Below are 19,078 nucleotides of genomic sequence, written 5' to 3' on the forward strand. Positions count from 1 at the left end.
GGAATGATGAACGGATGTTGAGAGTGTGCAATATGTGAGAAATTGGAGTAACTGCCGCCCTGACAACGGAATCTGATTCATAATTGAATCAAGATTTCCTTACCAGAAGAACTTCAACATAAATCTAAGTTTTTAAATATTAGTTCTATCAATGAATTTAAGATAAGAATAAGTTCAGAATAACCTTAGTATGTTGTCGCAACTAATTCTTTAGATCTATCTCATATTATTCGGAATTAATTCTAAGGTTATTCTGTTTACTTTAATACTCATAATAAAACTAAATACTCGTTTATTCTCAATATGTTGTACGTTAGCACTTTTTTAAAACATAAACCAGAGGAGATTCCTACTATTTAGTAACAATGTAAAATTAAATTTATCATGGATAAACCATTTAACAAATAGTTTGCAGCACTGAATGATTTACAAAAGAATACCCATCGATACACTACGAATAAAAATAATCAGCTAATCGAGGGAATATAATTATTTTTATTTAATTCGCACTTGTACTTCTTGTTCTTGTATTACTTGAATGATTAACTCCAATACAATATTTTGTATTAACTGATGCTCATTATCATGAAGTGTACTTTGTTCTGATATGTATTCAATACATTGATATATATACCCTTCTACCAATAAGCTCCCTTTTTCAACTGTAAGTGTATTTTGCCCATTCTTTTTTACCTTTGGTATTAAAAATTCGGTTTTTGTCAAAATAATCTCCTGTTCAACCTCTTTTATTCCTATGACTTTTTCTTTAAATACAACCTTTTCTCGTAAACTAATTTCACCTTTATATCTTCCTATTTCTATTGGTAGTTTCGCTGTAATAAAATTATTTACGTCTTCCCCATTTTCACTCTCTAATATTATACTGTGAATAGGAATCCATGAAGATGCCTCTACCTTATTCTCTTCTTTATTCCCTTTATTTTTTTGGTTATATAATTCAAAATGAATTCTCTTCTCATGAAGATTTAAAGAAACTAATTTACAATAACTATCCGAATGATATTGTTGCACTGTAGTTAATAACTTACAATCTAATTCACGCCCTTCTACACCTTTTTCATCCCTAAATACAAATGCTTCTTGATTTTTAACATTTATTTTTGGAAATATTTTAAAACTAGTTACTTCTGAAAAAATAGAAAATGGAGTTTTGACCACCAGTGAGCGTATTAAAGGCCCTATTTGTGATCCAGACGCTTTACCTTCTTTCTCTAATTTTGATGCTACATATTCTCCCTTTAATTCAGGTGGTATTTCTTCTTTTCCCCCTCTTTTTTCGTGTAAATTATCTTGTATATTCAGTTTTTTATACTTGTAAATTTCATCCCATATCCCCTTACCAATCCATGGATTTTTCATCACCATCCCCCCGTCTGATGAAATTCAAAAAATTTGTTTTTTGTATGTGACCATTTCATCATTATATATGTTGTATAAAAATAAAAAGAAATTGTCTTTGTTAAAAAGACAATTTCTTTTTATTTTTATAGTGCTACTTGTACTTGTTGTACTTGTAAAACTTTTAAAGTAAGATCTAGTACAATTTTTTCACGAAGCGTATCAAATGGTTCGTTTAGGTTTGTAGGACAAGGTGAAAAGTCTAATTCAAAAAATTGAGCGCTTACTAATTCACAATATGGTTGTTCGTTATAAAAAACTGCATTTTCAAAGAAATATTTGTCTAGACGTGGTAAATCACCGTTTTTAGGATTTATAAAATGAGAAGTAGTGTCCGAAGAAGAAGCTACTAAAGCTAATGATAGAAAATCACCTTCTGTCAGATCTGCAAAACCAGAAAATGGAACATTTGCAATACGATCATATAGAACTCCATTACACTCGTCATTTGCATATTCAATATTTTTACGAATATAGCCTTGTACAAATAATTTCGCTCTTGTAACTCTTCGGTAAGGTGTACCTGGTACTGGTACGAATGCTACAGGCACTAACTTACATTGTGTTAAAAATACGTTTTTTAAGATGCGTTTAATTTCGACTGCTGGAGGCTCTAATGAAATATCGGACTCTACAACAATTTGAAGCGTTCTTTCAGCTAATACAACTGGAATCTTTACAATAGGTGCTCCTGGAGTAACAATTGGTGTTGCAGTCTCATCACTTAATGGTGTTTGGGTTTGTCCCGCTACCTGACATGGTACATTAATTGGACATTGTTCGCTCATGTTTTATGCTCCTCTTTTTATAAGATTTTAGAGTTTATGAAATTTTCAAACTCATAATACTTGTATATGTCTTTCTTCTACTAATGTTTGGGTTCTATAGTAGCCTTTTTAATCATTATCATTAAGTTAGTATAATCTAATCATTTTTATTGAAAATTCAGAAAATTAATTTTTTTAGACAGATACTAGATTATAGTAATTAAAAAGCTGACTCAAATTATTTTCAATTTTTTAGCTTGCGAAGCTGAAGCTTCAATGTACTTAGAACCTTTCACCGTTTTTATCATTGACCAGGCTTTCTTTAATTCTTGCCAAGATGTTTCGATTACTTGGTTTAATTCATCATTTTTACCACTTTTCATAGTGTTCCCATTTGTTGATTTTCTTTTTAAATATTCTACCGTGTTCTTTATTATGGCGATCCACACAGATTGTTTCGAAATTATCTATATCAAGTGCAAGCTCTTTGATATGATGAACAACTAGTTGTATCTTCTTACGCTGGGCACTCTCACTGTACTCATTCGTATCAAAACGAATCCGACCATTACGTTTACATTCTTGATATTCATACTTGTCACGTTTCTTTACTTGTTCACGTATACTATTCCCGTCACCACTGTCATAGAACTTACGCTTCTGTTGTTTAGTTTTATATTCATCTGTCTTTACCCAGCGTATTCGATTCCCTCTATCTCTTTCCAATAAATCTTTTATTGGCGTTTGTGTGAGATATTCTACAGAATAAAACATCGGCTTCTGTTCATATAACTTATAATATTTGAATTGATTAACATCAATCCCAGACTTCTTGTACGCTTTCTCATGAGGTTTAATGTATTTGATATATACTTTTTTATCAATAGGTATAAGACCGAGTGCAGCAATCTTACCGTTTAATACACTTTCTAATTATCCTCATTCCTCTCTTAATTTTCTCCAAAATAAAAAGCACCCAATTATGGATGCTTAGATATACTTTAGACGTATCTTCATTCTTTTTTATTAAATTGTGATTTATGTCTTTCAATGTCAACTCTTGGTGTTTTTACTCTTTCAGACTAACAGCACATATTAATTACATGTAACCTTTTCAAACTACACCAATGCATACTATCCTGCACTTAATTACAGAAATTAATATCCTTAAGCTTTTGCAATTAAATAAAATTCAATTGGTCTTGGACTCCCTGTTCCTGGCGTTGGATTAAACGTAGTAATTACCCATTGATCTATTCTTCTAGGAAAACTCTCCATTGCATACAAAGGAGCGTAATCCTTTGGTGCCCATCCTCCATTTATAACTTTCATTCCAGGCGCATTTAAAAAAGCAACAAGATATTCGTCTGTATTAATATCATAGCCTGCCCATCTAAATGATATAAAACCATTTCCAAGGTCGGTTTGTGACGCTGAACCAGGTGATAACTGAATTTCTCTTCTTGTAGATCGTTCATCTTTATATTTAGTACCAGGATTTAAATATAGATGGTAATCCTGTTCAACAGTCGACATATCATTTTGGTAATACTGGTAATCAGAGTTCACACTTGAAACAGGGTTTTGATACAAATTATAATTAGTCCCTACAACTGGAACAGGATTTTGATTCCAATAATTATTATACATACTTAGTCACTTCCCTATTGATATTTACAATTTTCATGATATTAATTATCATTATCAATGTGCTTTATCAATCAAAAATAAGGCTTCTTTATAAGAAAACAGCCTACCTGGGGTAACCATGAATTAAATAAAGTTAGTTATTAATTTATGCCTTGATTTACGTTTTTTACGTAATAAAAAGCACTCCATAAGGAATGCTTTTATAATTTTCACTTATTTATTTGTTCACACCAAAATGATAGCTTTAGATTAACACACGTAATATATGGAGATATAAACCCTCTACTATCTATCTTATATGCATAGCCTTCAATGTATACAATTTCCCTACATCAAGAATAGGACCTCCAAAATTATCATAGACTCTTTCTTTTTCATATACTCTCGTCTTTGACATATGTAGAAATTCTAATTCCACTATCATTTTTAACCTCTCTCTTCTATCTACATATCAAAAGGCGACTGTCCACCAGTGTTCCTTTCGTCAAAATTTTATATTATTTTTATAAATGCGGTAAATGAAGTTTTATTCTTCTTCCAAAATCAATTACACCTAAAACAACGTGTGATTAACCAAATCCAGATACTGTCTTCTAAGCCCAATTTTTTATTTTTCTAAAACAATTCCTGCTATTTCATTAGCATATTTTTTAGAGTCAAATTCATCATAGTTACTTAGTACTACAACAGACAAATATACTTTTGGAAACCGCATGAAGTATGAACGATAACCTGCCCAGCTACCTGAATGTTCCAAGTATCGACAGTTAAAACCTTCTGCAAGCCTGAGCCCAAAAGCATACTCTTCATTATCAATAATCGTCTCCCCAGTTGGAGAAATTTCCGGACCTAGTTCGCTCATTTTTTTAACAAGTTCTTTTCCACCAACAGTACCTGTAGTTAGATTTTCTCCCCACTTTACCAGGTCTTCAACTGTTGCATGTACTGCCCCATCACCTGTATGTTCCCAAGGACTTTCATAGATTTTATATGTTCCTTGCTCATTCTTCGAATACCCACTAGTAATGGGTATAGTAGTTGGGTAGTTATCTATAATTGTTGTGTCTCTCATATTTAAAGGGTCAAAAATACGCTCCTTTGTAAACTGACGTAGAGACTTGCCACTTACCTTCTCTACCACTTGTGATAATAAAAAATATCCTGTATTGCTATACTCAAATTTTGTGCCCACTGGGAACCTTGGAATTTGATGAGCATTTAGGTGTTTTAGAGATTCTTCCACAGTTAATGTATCAGTAAATTTAATATTTGCTGCTTCAGCCAACGCCATATAATCAACTAGCCCACCAGTATGATGAATTAGATGTCTCAATGTTACTGGTTCAGCATATGTTCCTATAGAAGGGACAAACTTTACAATTGAATCATCTAAACCCAATCTTCCCTCTTGTTCTAAGAGTAGTATAGAAAACGCTGTAAATTGTTTAGAAACTGAGGCGATATTAAAAACGCTCTTTGTGGTTATCGGTAGATTTTCCTCTATAGAAGCTAAGCCAACTGCACCTTTATACGTTACTCCACTATTAAAACTAGCAATATATGCAAAGCCAGGGGATTTGGGTGAAAATTTGTTCAATAATTGTTTAATGAGAGTATGTGTCTTTTCATTATATGTATTATTCATCTTAATCACGTACCCTTCGCTTAAAATGATTACAAATATAATAAAAAATACTATATATATAAATATCAGTGTAAGTGTGTAAAAGTTATACCATATGTCGTATGGCCTATTATAAAAAGCAAACTTAATTAAGTCTGCCTTTTTGATGTTATTCCAAATCTAATTAGTTTTGATAATATATCTTTTGTTTACGCTGAAATGGATAAGTTTTAATTTCATCCGTATCTAAATTTTCATTAAATAGATGTATGGCTATAATTTGTCTACAATCATAGGTATGATAATAATATATACCAGACTCCATACACATTGCACTTGTATAAATGGTATTATCTATTGTACCTTCTTCCGTTATCACTCCACCTTTTGGAAGCTCACAATTTGATAAGATATGAAAAACGGCCGATATCCCTTCCTCTTCGTTATCTATCCCTTGAATATTTTGTTTACTATACGCTGCCCTTACAAACCTTGATGGTGGGGTGAAATCCCCAGGGAGTCCCATCGAACCTGAACCTTGTCCAAAAGCACTTAATGATACATCCCCCCATTGGGTTGGTGCATATGGCTGCGATTTAAGACCTATATATTGTCTTAAATTTTGTAAATGCCAGTTAAACTCAGGACTATTGGTCATTACCCCTAGCGGATTATCATACATTTTTAGCCCCTCAATTGTGGGCTCTAATACAATACATTCTCCCCGCTTATCCGCTAAGATCCAATGTAGCGGTGGAGTAACTCCTAAAACAGATAATGATATATCTAAAAAAGAAATACTCTCTACAGATTTCTTTAACTCTTCGACAGAATTGAATTGTGTGAGACTCCATGCCACAAAATCAAATGAAGCCAGATTTGTTTTATTGTCATCTATACTGTTACTATAAGTAGCGAATCCTGGAAAATAAAGTGTTGCACATGTCATACCTGATTCATTTACTCCATCTGCAAGAATGACCCTTCCTTGATAGTTAATCCCCATCCCGACAACTGCTTGTTTCGCCTTGATATTTTCACCAGTTATATTGTTCCATTGATAACGCCGAGGAATGATTATTACTTCTTGATTGAAATCTAATGTAAAATCCATCGTTCGTGCAAAAAGGTGCTGACCGTTTTTTGTCTGTAATGTCAAACTAGTACACATAAAGAACACCCCTTTATTTAGTTTATATGAACAAAAACTCGTTTAATTTCTACCTTGATAAGCAACCACTTATTTCCTATTATTTTTTCTTGCCTATATTGATTGACTCTCCTTTCAAAATATTAAATTTTTAATACAGTATGCCAAATACTATAAGGAAAATAAAAATTATCAAAGAGGTTAATAATCGATTTTAAAATTCATCCCTATCAACTTAAAAAGCTATTATAAACAAACTTCAATAAAAAATGCCATCCCCCTCTTTTTTTATAACTCGATTTTTTAATTAGAAGGATGTTAATCAGTATGCATAGATTTCGTATCATCAAAATTATTATAATTATCATTTTGAGAAGAATAACCACTATTAGAATTATTATTAAAATGTGGGTACTGAATAAATTCATTATACAAAAAAAAACACCATTCTTTTCCATAGCCTAATTTAATACCTAAATAATTCATATATTTAAGTTAATTATTTTTCCTATTATTCTTCTTCATGTACAAACAACAAGAAAAAATTTTTCTAGATCATTTTATCAATAATTAAGACACAGTTATATAGTGAATAAGCCTAGTTAATCCTTAAAGTAGGCTTTTCTAATATATTGCTAAACCATCATAAAGGTTTTCACTGGATACCTTCATAAAAACATAGATAATCAGATAGTCTTGCTTCTTTTTACTGATTTGAATGTCCTTTATGCTCCCTTCTTTATCAATTATTCACTAGAGATAGTTAAACCCGTTTCCTTTAAGTTATAGACCGTATAGCAAAAAAAGCTTAAAATATTAAGAAAATACTCGATTTTTTATTATGAGCACATATATTTTTTTAATCTTTTTAAATTCAAAATTTATATATTGATAAATAATTAATGGAATACCCGAAAAGGAATAATTTACCTTTTATTGGTTAGAATGATGTACGAATCTATCTAATAAAAGGAGTTGGTTTTATGTGCCAAAAGCGCAGCAAGTGTAAATGTAGTTTTGTTCCACCATCTATTCTATCTAATATGGCTAGATCCGGAATTGATGGAACACAATTAACAATTAAAAATAGTAGAGACTCTAGGTTAAAGAGAAAAGAAAAAGACATTCATGTGTTGGAAGTTGAAGCTGGAATTAGTAAAAATCCATCATTAGAATTTTCATCAAATGAACAAGCGCAACGTCAAGTATACGATTGTGAAAATCAATGGGAATTGCGTCATAAAATGGTTCGCGCTGAAGGTGATCCTAATACCGCAGATGAAATTGTTAGTCACGCATATGAATATGCAGGTCTTGTACGTGATTACTTTAAGAATGTTTTAAATAGAAATTCCATTGACAATCGTGGATTAGATTTAATTTTAAATGTTCATTATGGTGTGAATTTTTTAAATGCATTTTGGGATGGAGATGAGATGGTTTTTGGAGATGGGGATGGTCAAATCTTCATTAATTTCGCAAACTCTAAAGATGTGATTGGTCATGAATTAACTCATGGGGTTACACAATATACTGCAAATTTAATGTATGAAGGCCAATCTGGAGCTTTAAACGAACATTTCTCTGATGTTTTTGGAACTGCGATTAAACAATATTCTAATAACCAATCAGCAGATGATGCAGATTGGTTAATAGGAAATGATATTATGGGTCCTAAATTATTTGGAGAAGCTTTACGTTCAATGAAAGCACCCGGAACAGCTTTCGATAATCCGTTAATGGGGAAAGACCCTCAACCAAGTCACATGAATAATTACTTTGACGGTCCTGCAGACAATCATGGTGTACATATTAATAGTGGAATATTCAATAGAGCTTTTTATCTAGTTGCAATGGACATTGGAACGGAAAAATCGGCTAAACTATGGTATCATGCACTACAAAACCTTTGGACAAACGCAAATTTCAAAGATGCCGTACAAATATTAGTTAGATCTGCACAAATCCTTACTAAAGATGGAGAATTGCCGTTTGGTACAACACAGACTGTACGTGCAGCATTTAGAGACGTAGGACTCTAAATACTCATTTATTGAAGAATTAAGAATGGAAAAAAATAATACTAGGTGGAGAAAAACTTATGGAAATTAATTTTACCTCTCATGGAGGATTTGCCAATTTACAATTAGTTTATAATGTAGAAACAAATAAATTACCAACAAAGATTTCAAAAAAAATACAAAATATAATAAATAAATATCAAATTTGGGAAATAAACGATACTATTACTGAAAAGCACACTTCCCTCCCGCCTAGTATTTTCTATTACGAACTATTGTTAAAGGATAATGATAAGCAAAAAAACTTTATCTGTAATGATTTAAATGCCCCTGTAGAACTTCGTCCCTTATTAACATTTTTACAAGAACTTGCTATAAACCATAAATTAGATTTACAGTAAAGTATAATTGTATTGACCAATACATACTTACAAATATTAAATAAAATTCATCTGAAAATAGTCCAGTATAAAATTTAAAAAAGGAATTTTAATACACGTACTAATAACTATTGAACTGAAATAACTCCAAAGAGACCTCTATAAATGATCTAAAAGCCTTCAAACAAGTAAGCATAGTGATAACAATCTAAGTTGATGGTAATGGAAATGTACTGGTACTTACCTACCCTTCCATCGCCTACAATTGAATTCTTGCTGATTTGTTGACAGTCAATCCTGGTCAATTAAATTAACCTTATCAAGAATTTATCTAATGAATGTAGGTGAACATGAGTTAAATCTCGCCCTTGGTTTATCCCATTCAAATGTTCGTGATGCACTTATGTTTTCAAGTTACAGTATGGCTCTTAGATCATTAAATAAGGTTGATATAGGAAGAATCCAATATATTTATTGTCTAAATACCTAAATCTTATTATTAAATTATTAACAATTCATTAAAGGAATATACAAATAACATTATATATTATCAGCTAATACCACCAAATCCTTTGGTTACAGAGATTCTTACTGTTAAATTACAATTCACATAAGTGTTAATAGGATTTTATACGCATGTGAAATTCCTTATTCTATAAGTATTGAATTACCTATCTAAAATAATATATTTAATCTAACTTTGAAGGACACAATTAATGAATGAATTATCTAAGCTTAACTATTAAATTCTTATGAAAGGACTAATATATTATGACAAAAAATAATTCGAGTATTCCAGAAGACGATTTTTCGACCTTATTCGTGGAAGAAAGTGAACAAGTGGAACTTCTTAATGAACTTAATAAAAATAAAGATATTATTGAAAAAGATGCAGGGAAATATTTAGATTTGGACTTGGAAAAACACATTTTAGCAACCTATTATGCAGCAATTAATTTCGAGGAATTAAAATCAAATGAATTATTCAAAGCATTACAATCCTTGTTAGAAAATACACATAAACCAGTTAAGTATAACCCTACACAATATTTATATAATTGGGTAGATTTGCAAGAAGACGGAAAATTAAAAAGTATCTACTCAGGGAAGATACGAAACCCAGAAGACGTTATTGCTGAAGACTTTGAAATACTCACCAAACGAAAAAATGAATTAGATTTACTTCTTGCTAATCACTCATTAACAGAAAATGAATTAAAAACCCAAAAAAAGCGAATTGAAGAAAACAATAAACTAAACTGTGAACATGTAGTACCACAATCATGGTTTCATAAACAGGAACCAATGAGAGGTGATTTACATCATTTATTCGCATGTGAACCATCATGTAACTCATTAAGAAGTAACTATCCTTATCATGATTTCTCAGATTATGAAGGAGGTAAAGTACTGAACATTATTAGACAAGAATGTGGAAAATTAGAGGAGAGTTTATTCGAACCTGAGTATGCTAAAGGTATAGTGGCTCGAGCTACTTTATACTTTTTACTAAGATATCCAGATGAAATTGCAAACGACAAAGAAAAAAATATAGACATTGAATTATTACTTAAATGGCATGAAGAATTTCCAGTAAGTATATATGAACGACATCGAAATCAAAGTATTCAAGACACCCAAGGGAATAGAAACCCCCTTGTTGATTTTCCTAACTATGCTCGTAAAATTGATTTTCCATTGAGTTCTTCTTGAGTTTTTATAATTCAAATAAATATAAGTTAAAAAAGCTTAATACTCACTCCCTTACCTTTTTTAGGAGGGAGTTTTCTTTATTTTAACAAAATAAACCTTTTAATAATTATATACAGAAAAACCATAGACTTAACTACTTCTACGGTTTTTGATTTATCTATATTTTAATAATAAACTTGAATCCAAATACCATTTGTAATTCATCTTACTCCTAATTCACATAACTAAATTATAAAAAATAAATTTGAGCTAATGGATAATAGCTCTTTAAAATACCTACATAATCCATACCTTGATCAGCAAGATATTTACTGCACCATCTACAGAAGTATTCATTTGAATAATCTCTTCCCCCACTACTATATACAATTAACATCGGTTCAATACTATACGGTTTTGCAATGTATTGATTAAAAATCTCATCAACTACATCATCTATTTCTAAGAACGTATTTCTACCATAATTAAAAGATTGATCAAACAAAGAAGAACTACTAATTGTAAATCCTCTTTCAAAATAATGTTCTTTATATATACGATTCAATACAAATGAAGTTATACAAATAACATTAGCCCTTAAAGCTTCTTTTGGCCAATTCGGGTATAATTCCGAAGCGCTAACATTTTTTATATATTCCTTAAAATCCACTTTGTATCTTGGAGCATTTTCATAAGGATTCCCATCATGAACTATAATATATTGCGGTATTTGTAGATTATCTGCATGTAAAGGAATATCTGTAGAATACATAGAGTACTGCTGAAGTTGTCTTTCTAAATGCTGTTTAGTTAATTTATGCTGAGTTACATCAATAATTTCTATTGATTGCAGCTCTCCTGTTCGATTTATAGGAATCATTTCTACTCTTTGTTTTGCTGTAGTTCCCGCAAAAATTTGTACACCTCTAACTATTTTCACACCATAATTAGGTGCTTCAATTGTAAGGACATATTCTGAATAAGGTTTAGGGCCCGAAGGATCTGAAGCAGATTCTTTAGGAGGAGCAGATAAAGAAACGACACTTGTTAAACCAATATCATTTGTTTGAAGTGTGGTAATAATTTGACTACCCTCATCTTGCTTACGAACGTATACCTTTGCACCCTTGATTGGTTTATCTGTATTCATTTCATAAACAGACACAATTAACTTACCACTTGATGCGCGATAAGTATCTCGTGTATCATAAAAAAATTGTTGATTATTCAAAAATATATTTGGTTGATAGCATAACTGCTTTCCTGTATCCCATAGATAAGAGAGATAATCAATCAAAACTATTCGCCCTCTCTCTATAACAATTCATTGCAATCACTCCTTTATATTTTTATTACTTTCAATGATTAATAATTAGGATAGTATCCATTTTGATTTGGGTAATGAGATGTGGAGGGATTTGTCATAGAAGGTGTAGAGGAAGGATTAATAAACAATTGGTTTGTATGTTGAGAAGGTGTGTATGTTTTAATATTTGCATCTGTATTTGTCTGTACTGGTATGGGGTTATATTCCAAATCCCTTGTGGTACCTGCAGTATATTGTAATTCTTCAAGTAATCTCCATAGTTCTTTACGCACTACTCCTGTTACAGTAAAACTTTTAATTTTTTGAAATTCCTTTACTGATTTTTCAGTTCCAAGTCCAAAAAATCCATCTATTTCCCCTGTGTAAAAACCAAACCTTTTCAATAAACTTTGTATCATTTTTACACTTTCTCCTTGGCTACCATTCTGCAAAATCGGGTAAAACCCAAGAAGATTTGTCACATATACATATATATCATTTAGCTTATTCCAAGTTAGCTCATCTACAATTCCATTATCAGGAATTTGAAAATTCCTTTGAAAAATTTTGACTGCATTTACTGTATTTGAATCAAACGTGCCGCTTATTATTATTTCAGGGATATTTGAATATTTTTTTCTTATTTGAAATAAGTATTTCTGAATAGTCCGAACAGCTCCTTTTTGGTCTCCTTCCTTTATATTATAACCTGGGAATGATTTGGTTACTTGTATAAAGTCAGCTAAACGGATTTCTACATTTTTATAATAATATTTTAAAATCTCCATATAATTCATCCCTCGTTCTGCAAGGCATGCTGTCCCCCATTGATAAAGCATCCCTGGTCGACTTGCAAATGGACATGGTTGCTTTTTACCAGCACGATATTGCGCAAAAAGTGGTGCGTTTTCACCAGGCTTTGCAATGTATTGTTTAAATACTTCCTCTACCACATCATCAGTTTCTTCAAAAGTATTTCTGCCATGAGTATATTTATGATCAAACTGTGTAATACCTGTGATTGTAAATCCTTTATCTTTATAGTAATTTGTATAAATCCGGTTTAATGTATAGGAAATGACACAAAGTGCATTAGCTATCAATGCATCTTTCTTCCATGTTGGATATACTTCAGAAGCAAGAACATTTTTAATATAATCTTTAAACCTTAGCTTGTATCTTGGAGCAGGCGTATTGGGATGACCATCATGAACGATAACAAATTCCGGTAATACAACATCCACATCTAAGTTTTGTCTTGACTCTTGTTGTTCCTTATGTTCTTGTTGTAGTTCCTGTTGTGATTCTTGCTGAGGATATTGTCCAGTTAATGTATGCTCGGGAATATCAATTATTTCAACAGAATCTCGTCCTTCTGTACCACTAACAGGTATAAGTTCCATTTTTTGAACAGCTGTAACATCTTCAAAAATTTGTGTACCGCGCAGTACTACAGGTGCATAACCTGCAGCTTCAATGGAAATTGCATATTCTGAATACGGTTTAGATCCTAAAGGATCGCTCGCATTCTCTTTAGGGGGCGTAGGCAATGCAACTGTATCAGTTTCACCGAATTCATTCGTATACAAAGTAATAATATCACTTTGGCGGGAAGATAAAATACGTCCTTCCCCTGTCATTTTATAAATAGATACTTTGACACCCTTAATCGGACTTTCTGTATCTTTTTCATATATTTTTGCAAATATCTTTCCGCTTGGTTGCCGATAAAAATCTTCCTGACCTTTATCACTCACTCCTGCTACAGAATATGGTGGTTTATAACCTCCTGAAGAATATGGATAAGAATTATACAAATTCACCTCTCCTCTCGATAAATCCTATTTATATTAAAACTCTAGTATATAAACAAAATAAAAAGGCCCTTTATCCATGATATTATGCTCAACTCTATTTTTTGAAATCATATAATTGCCTATTTTCTTTAAAGATTCTCCAGATTTTTTAAAAATAAGTATGGACTACTCTACTTTTACTTGACCACTTCCTGCTAATCTACCCAAAATCTCCTTCAATCCAAAAGGTTAATCTAGTTATATTTTATTACATACTATAAAAGTCAAATAACCTTATTTACAAAGATAATTTTATGTAATTCATATTTATATTTGTCTATTACAAAGAAAGTTATGAATTGAAGATTTAAGTTGATTTATAAAGGGATTTTCTAAGATTACTCCTTTAAAATCTATATTTTATAAGTAGAAAAAACTCTTACAAATATTCGAATATAGTAACTTTAATAAAATCGATTTTATCTTTTTACGATTAGTACCTGTCATATTAAAGTTCAATCTAACTATAATAAGTAACAGTATTCTAAAATCAAGGGGTGAAATATGGAGAATTTACCCACTCTTAAATTAGGTTCCACAGGCCATTACGTAACAATACTCCAATTAAATTTAATTGGTTTGGGACTAAGCTACGAGAAACTTGCTATTACCGGCTTTTTTGATGAAAAAACACATAAATGCACAAAAATTTTCCAAGAGAAAACTAAATTAAAGCCTAATGGGATAGTAGAAGTTAACACTTGGAAATCATTGTTTGAGAACGTAATATTAATACAAAAGAAGCTACAATCTATAGGGTTTTATTTTGGACAACTTGATGGAGTATTCGGTTTATCAACTACCAAAGCCACACAAGAATACCAAAAAGAGCAAAATTTATACCCTTCTGGAGATATTACACCGAGAACACGCCACAAATTATTTAATCCCAATTCTCAATCTGAATTTTATACTAGCTCTAATCATTTACAATCCTTACATCCATATGTGGAGATGTTGGCTAAAGAATTTCTTCAATTAACAAAGACTAATGGCTTAGATGTTCGAATATATTCAGTGTTTAGGAGTTGGAGTGAACAAGACCGGTTATTTTCTTTAGGAAGATGGAAACCGGGTAAAAAGGTTACAAACGCTCGAGGCGGCGAATCATATCACAATTGGGGGTTAGCCTTTGATGCTGCACCTTATGAAAATAATTCTATACACTGGAATAACATCAAAAAATTTAAGCAAATGGGGTATATAGGGGAACAACTTGGTCTAACTTGGGGCGGGCGCTTTACTACCCTAGTTGATTATCCGCATTTCGAATATTCTTTTGGATTAAGTACTTGGGATCTCCTTAACGGTATTACCCCTCCTATTTTAAATATATAGCTTTTCATGTAACTTAAATCACATCAAGAAATTTTTCTATTTATAAAGAAAAAGTATCCTACCGGATGCTTTAATTGTTCATTCAAAAAGGTAACTGAACAATTACATATTTAATGTCCGTAAATTCAACTATACCATTGCTTGTCCGAATCTAATTCAACTCCCACATACTCCTTAGGCATTAGAGAATGACACTTTACGTTGTTCTTTGAGAAAAGAATCTTCTGGGCAAAATGATAAATGTTTTATATATTCCAACAAAAAAGAGATGCCATCTAATCATCTCTTCTTTAATCATGAAGTGGAAAATGGTGTAACTTACCCTGCTTTAACATATGTAAAATATATTAAAAAGTGTTGGTGATAATACAATAAATACAAATGAAAAAAGATAACTATTAAGCCCCATTACTGGGGCTTTGTTTAACATTGGGATTCTAAAATTTCATCTAAGTCAAGCCCTACTTGTTTCCATCCTGAACCTTGTATCCATACCGATCCCGCTACAGACTTAGAATCGATATGGGTAACATACATATTTATAACTCTTCCATCTTTCAAACGGAATCGTGCCCACTTATTCATGCAGCCCTGACCAGTTGGAGGCACTGGAGGCCAAGATGGAGTCGGTTGCGGTTGTATAGCACCTGGACCTATAAATGGAGCAACTTGTGGTGCAGGTCTCGGATAATCTTCATTATAAATAGGATAATCATAAGAATAAGGGTAAGGATGATTATACATTTTTCCACGTCCTTTTATATATTAAGTTTCTAGATATGTCTATTAGGGGTGGGTATATCTGTATCCGCGCGAATCATCTAAACTCAATCTTCCCTCTTGTTCTAAGAGTAATATAGAAAATGCAGTGAATTGTTTAGAGACTGAGGCAATATTAAAAATATTTTTTGTGGTTATAGGTAAATTTTTCTCTATAGAAGCTAAGCCAATCGTACCTTTATAAGTTACCCCGCTATCAAAACTAGCAATATATGCAAAGCCAGGAGATTTTGGTGAAAACTTGTTAAATAATTGTTTAATCAATGTATGTGTCTTTTCATTATATGAATTATTCATCTCAATCTCGTACCCCTTCCATTAAATAATTCAAAATAGATTACCCTATTATCTTTCTCATATTGAATTCAATTAACCTTCATATCGAATCTTTGATATGGGGAAAATCTCAAGTTACCTCATTTTAGTTTCCAAGGAAACTAAAATGAGGTATAATTATATTTGCACAATAGATATCGTTTACAAATCCATTGTGCAAATTCTTGTATTAGCTCTTAATTAAATAAAAAAATGGAGGGCATGACATGGAAAATTATTATGATGTTGCGGTAGTTGGCGGTGGTCCGGTTGGACTTATGACAGCATGTGAATTAGCTATTCAAGGTGTAAAAGTTGTCGTTGTAGAGAGAAGATTAAATCGGATAAGAAATTCTAGAGCACTCACACTTCACCCTCGCTCCTTAGAATTAATGGCTATGAGAGGTATTGAAAATCGATTTTTATCTAGAGGGAAGAAATCAGATACAAGCCATTTTGCTGCCCTAGATACAAGATTAAACTTTAAAAATTTAGATACTGATTTTCCATATACGCTTTTTATTCCCCAATCCATTACAGAAGAAATATTAGAAGAGCGTGCGTTAGAATTAGGTGTAGATATTAAACGTGGTCATACATTAAAAGATATAAAACAGTATGAAACATTCGTACAACTAGAAATAGAACAAGCAGAAACAATATATAAAATAGAACTTCAATATGTAGTAGGCGCTGATGGCGCAAGAAGCGTAGTTCGTGAGTTATCACATATACCTTTTAATGGAACAGATACAACAACTACAGCTATATTAGGCGATGTCATTTTAGAAGATGTACCAGATAACCCATTTTTTTCTACATCTAATATAAATGGGTTAATAATAATGGTACCTATTGCACCTAATGTATTTCGTTTTGCAATTGTAGATCCTAAGAATCAGACAATACCTGTTCATGTTGCTGTCACAGAAAAAGAGCTTATCGATAGTATTTATAGTATTACAGGTGAACATGTTCAAATTAATAGCTCAATATGGCTTTCTCGTTTTGGAAATGCAACCAAACTAGCAAATACTTATCAACATAAGCGTGTATTCTTGGCAGGTGATGCAGCGCATATTCATTTCCCTGCAGGAGGACAAGGTTTGAATATAGGTTTACAAGATGCTTTTAATTTAGGGTGGAAATTGGGACTCGCTATAAAACAAAAAAAATATGAAAGCCTATTAGAAAGTTATCATTTTGAACGACATGCTGTGGGAAAACAATTTTTAAAGGATGTACAAGCACAAGAACAATTAATGATAAACTTTTCAAATGCAGGTATAGAATTAAGAGAGTTATTCTCGCATTTACTCACATACCCAGAGATGAATAAAGATTTAGCTGAAAGAGTAAGTGGCTTAGGGGTTATATATTCCTCTATGCATACGAAAGAAAAGCATCCATTAATAGGGAAAAGATGTACAAATCTTACTATTTCTTCTCAAAATAAGAAAACTTATAAACTCTTTGCATTGATGCAAGATGGTAAATATATTTTATTAATACATCCTTCTTATAAAGAAGAAATAGATAAAATAAACATTGATTCGCACACAAAGGTGGTTGTAGGAGAAATACAGGATTATCAATTAAAAAATATTGATGTCATTTTAATTCGCCCCGATGGTCACATAGCTTACATTGAGTATGATGAAAGAAAAGACTGTACAGATTTGAAAATAAAATTGAATAATTTTTAAAAACTACTATTTATGTAATGTTCTTATGGCAGTTAGCTTTTGCTAACTGCTTTTTATTATTAAGTATGTCCTCATCAAAATGATGAATCCCTAACTATTAGCTCAGCTCTTTCTATCTAGAAGAGTAGTTTGTACTTTTACTTAAAATTCCTTGAAAACAATTTGAGCATAAATTTTTCACATTAAAAAAGGAGAGATTATAATCTCTCCTTCTAATCCATACACTATATAATTAGCGAGTGAATCGACCGACAAGTTGTTCCTCAGCCATTGCTATTAGACGTTTTGTAATTTCACCACCAACAGTCCGTTTGGACGAGCGGTTGCGTCTGCACCAAGTTGTATATCAAACTCTTATGCGATTTTATATTTCATTTGATCAATTACACTTTCAGTACCACGAACTAATAATTCGTTACGGCTTCCACTATTCTTACGTATACTCGTCAAATTTCATGTCCATACTGTTTAGAGACGGTAGTCCATGCCATTCGGATTGACCTCCAGCACATGATAAATTTATAACCGTTCCTATAATTAGGAGCGGTCTTATTTCATTTCCTATAATTCTAATGATAAGAAATCATTATTTGTTCCCTTTCGATAGCTATCTATAGTCACCTTTAGAGGGAAACATATCAATTTATTAGGAGCATACCTTTTTAATATGGATAATATAGTATCATTAGATTCCTTAAAGCCACTAAAACTCTCTTAACGTTTTTAAAAATGAAGGAAGCGTCTTAAAAATGGGCATAGCGTTGTAAACCCGCATTTTTCTGATGGTACCCCATGATTATCAACTTAATAATTTTATAAAACCCCCAGGATGAAAATTTTGTGTTTCTGATAGAGGGCAACTTATTTTTTCCTTTTGGGGAAGAATGTATTTCTTAACTTGATAGCAATGTAGTGAGACCGAATATCTGTCGAGCTAAACAAAGCAAGATGAATTTTTCATTGTAAATTAGAACGAAATTTCGTTTTTGGTGGTACTCTATGTCCCACTCTGACAGTGTTTACAGTACCCGTGTGTCCTTTCTGCATAGAAGAAAGCTGCAATCCCCAGTGTTA

The 19,078-nt window shown here is 31.8% G+C and carries 14 protein-coding genes and 5 pseudogenes; 6 read left to right on the top strand and 13 right to left on the bottom strand.

Going from position 1 to position 19,078, the window contains the following annotated elements; genetic code table 11:
• Positions 1-495: 495 nt before the first annotated feature.
• The 8 genes and pseudogenes from NST86_RS29415 to bsh form a co-directional block, all read right to left on the bottom strand.
• Positions 496-1,380 carry a BC_2427 family protein gene (locus NST86_RS29415; protein WP_016077715.1) on the bottom strand — a complete coding sequence of 295 codons (885 nt, stop codon included), beginning with the start codon at positions 1,378-1,380 and terminating at the stop codon, positions 496-498.
• Positions 1,381-1,505: 125 nt separating this feature from the next.
• Positions 1,506-2,207, bottom strand: coding sequence for a CsxC family protein (locus tag NST86_RS29420; RefSeq protein WP_001294982.1), 702 nt, complete (start codon positions 2,205-2,207; stop codon positions 1,506-1,508).
• 224 nt (positions 2,208-2,431) lie between these two features.
• Positions 2,432-2,551 (bottom strand): annotated as a pseudogene (locus NST86_RS29425) (phage head closure protein); the annotation flags it as partial.
• Positions 2,552-2,555: 4 nt separating this feature from the next.
• Positions 2,556-2,888: an HNH endonuclease gene (locus NST86_RS29430; RefSeq protein ID WP_340935144.1), complete on the bottom strand. Its 333-nt coding sequence runs from the start codon at positions 2,886-2,888 to the stop codon at positions 2,556-2,558.
• Positions 2,865-3,095 (bottom strand): annotated as a pseudogene (locus tag NST86_RS29435) (hydrolase); the annotation flags it as partial. The gene NST86_RS29430 and the pseudogene NST86_RS29435, both read right to left, overlap by 24 nt.
• 258 nt (positions 3,096-3,353) lie before the next feature.
• Positions 3,354-3,836, bottom strand: a complete 483-nt coding sequence (locus NST86_RS29440) for a hypothetical protein (protein WP_086424143.1) — start codon at positions 3,834-3,836, stop codon at positions 3,354-3,356.
• A gap of 607 nt (positions 3,837-4,443) precedes the next feature.
• The gene (locus NST86_RS29445; protein WP_086424144.1) at positions 4,444-5,481 is read right to left on the bottom strand and encodes a serine hydrolase domain-containing protein; all 1,038 of its coding nucleotides are present in this window, start codon (positions 5,479-5,481) and stop codon (positions 4,444-4,446) included.
• A 163-nt stretch (positions 5,482-5,644) separates the two neighbouring features.
• Positions 5,645-6,631 (bottom strand): choloylglycine hydrolase, encoded by a 987-nt coding sequence (gene bsh, locus NST86_RS29450; RefSeq protein WP_086424145.1) that lies wholly within the window; start codon positions 6,629-6,631, stop codon positions 5,645-5,647.
• Between the two features lie 962 nt (positions 6,632-7,593).
• On the opposite strand from bsh, the gene NST86_RS29455 reads away from it, so the two are divergent.
• The 4 genes and pseudogenes from NST86_RS29455 (at position 7,594) to NST86_RS29465 (ending at position 10,724) form a co-directional block, all read left to right on the top strand.
• A complete protein-coding gene (locus NST86_RS29455; protein ID WP_086424146.1) occupies positions 7,594-8,652 on the top strand; it encodes a M4 family metallopeptidase in 1,059 nt (352 codons plus the stop codon).
• Positions 8,653-8,711: 59 nt separating this feature from the next.
• Positions 8,712-9,032, top strand: coding sequence for a protealysin inhibitor emfourin (locus tag NST86_RS29460; RefSeq protein WP_086424147.1), 321 nt, complete (start codon positions 8,712-8,714; stop codon positions 9,030-9,032).
• A gap of 277 nt (positions 9,033-9,309) precedes the next feature.
• A pseudogene (locus tag NST86_RS34945) lies at positions 9,310-9,501 on the top strand (matrixin family metalloprotease); the annotation flags it as partial.
• 281 nt (positions 9,502-9,782) lie between these two features.
• Positions 9,783-10,724: an endonuclease I family protein gene (locus NST86_RS29465; protein WP_086424148.1), complete on the top strand. Its 942-nt coding sequence runs from the start codon at positions 9,783-9,785 to the stop codon at positions 10,722-10,724.
• Positions 10,725-10,953: 229 nt separating this feature from the next.
• Here the strand turns inward: NST86_RS29465 and NST86_RS29470 are convergent, their stop codons facing one another.
• Entirely contained in the window at positions 10,954-12,000 is a 1,047-nt protein-coding gene (locus tag NST86_RS29470) for a SpoIID/LytB domain-containing protein (protein WP_086424149.1), read from the bottom strand.
• A 68-nt stretch (positions 12,001-12,068) separates the two neighbouring features.
• The gene (locus NST86_RS29475) at positions 12,069-13,826 is read right to left on the bottom strand and encodes a peptidoglycan-binding protein (RefSeq protein ID WP_340935052.1); all 1,758 of its coding nucleotides are present in this window, start codon (positions 13,824-13,826) and stop codon (positions 12,069-12,071) included.
• A gap of 543 nt (positions 13,827-14,369) precedes the next feature.
• Between NST86_RS29475 and NST86_RS29480 the strand changes: the two genes are divergently transcribed.
• Positions 14,370-15,203, top strand: a complete 834-nt coding sequence (locus NST86_RS29480; protein WP_065230027.1) for a peptidoglycan-binding protein — start codon at positions 14,370-14,372, stop codon at positions 15,201-15,203.
• A gap of 423 nt (positions 15,204-15,626) precedes the next feature.
• Here NST86_RS29480 and NST86_RS29485 read toward each other — a convergent pair whose 3' ends face one another.
• Together NST86_RS29485 and NST86_RS29490 are read right to left on the bottom strand one after the other, a co-directional pair.
• Entirely contained in the window at positions 15,627-15,947 is a 321-nt protein-coding gene (locus NST86_RS29485) for a hypothetical protein (RefSeq protein ID WP_000282321.1), read from the bottom strand.
• Between the two features lie 69 nt (positions 15,948-16,016).
• A pseudogene (locus NST86_RS29490) lies at positions 16,017-16,280 on the bottom strand (serine hydrolase); the annotation flags it as partial.
• A 245-nt stretch (positions 16,281-16,525) separates the two neighbouring features.
• On the opposite strand from NST86_RS29490, the gene NST86_RS29495 reads away from it, so the two are divergent.
• On the top strand, positions 16,526-18,004 hold the full coding sequence (locus NST86_RS29495; RefSeq protein ID WP_086424151.1) for an FAD-dependent oxidoreductase: 1,479 nt from the start codon (positions 16,526-16,528) through the stop codon (positions 18,002-18,004).
• A 232-nt stretch (positions 18,005-18,236) separates the two neighbouring features.
• On the opposite strand, the pseudogene NST86_RS29500 reads toward NST86_RS29495, so the two are convergent.
• Positions 18,237-18,445, bottom strand: a pseudogene (locus NST86_RS29500) (small, acid-soluble spore protein, alpha/beta type).
• Positions 18,446-19,078: the final 633 nt, after the last annotated feature.

Source organism: Bacillus sp. FSL L8-0199, from assembly GCF_038005705.1.
In the GTDB taxonomy this organism is placed as follows: domain Bacteria; phylum Bacillota; class Bacilli; order Bacillales; family Bacillaceae_G; genus Bacillus_A; species Bacillus_A cereus.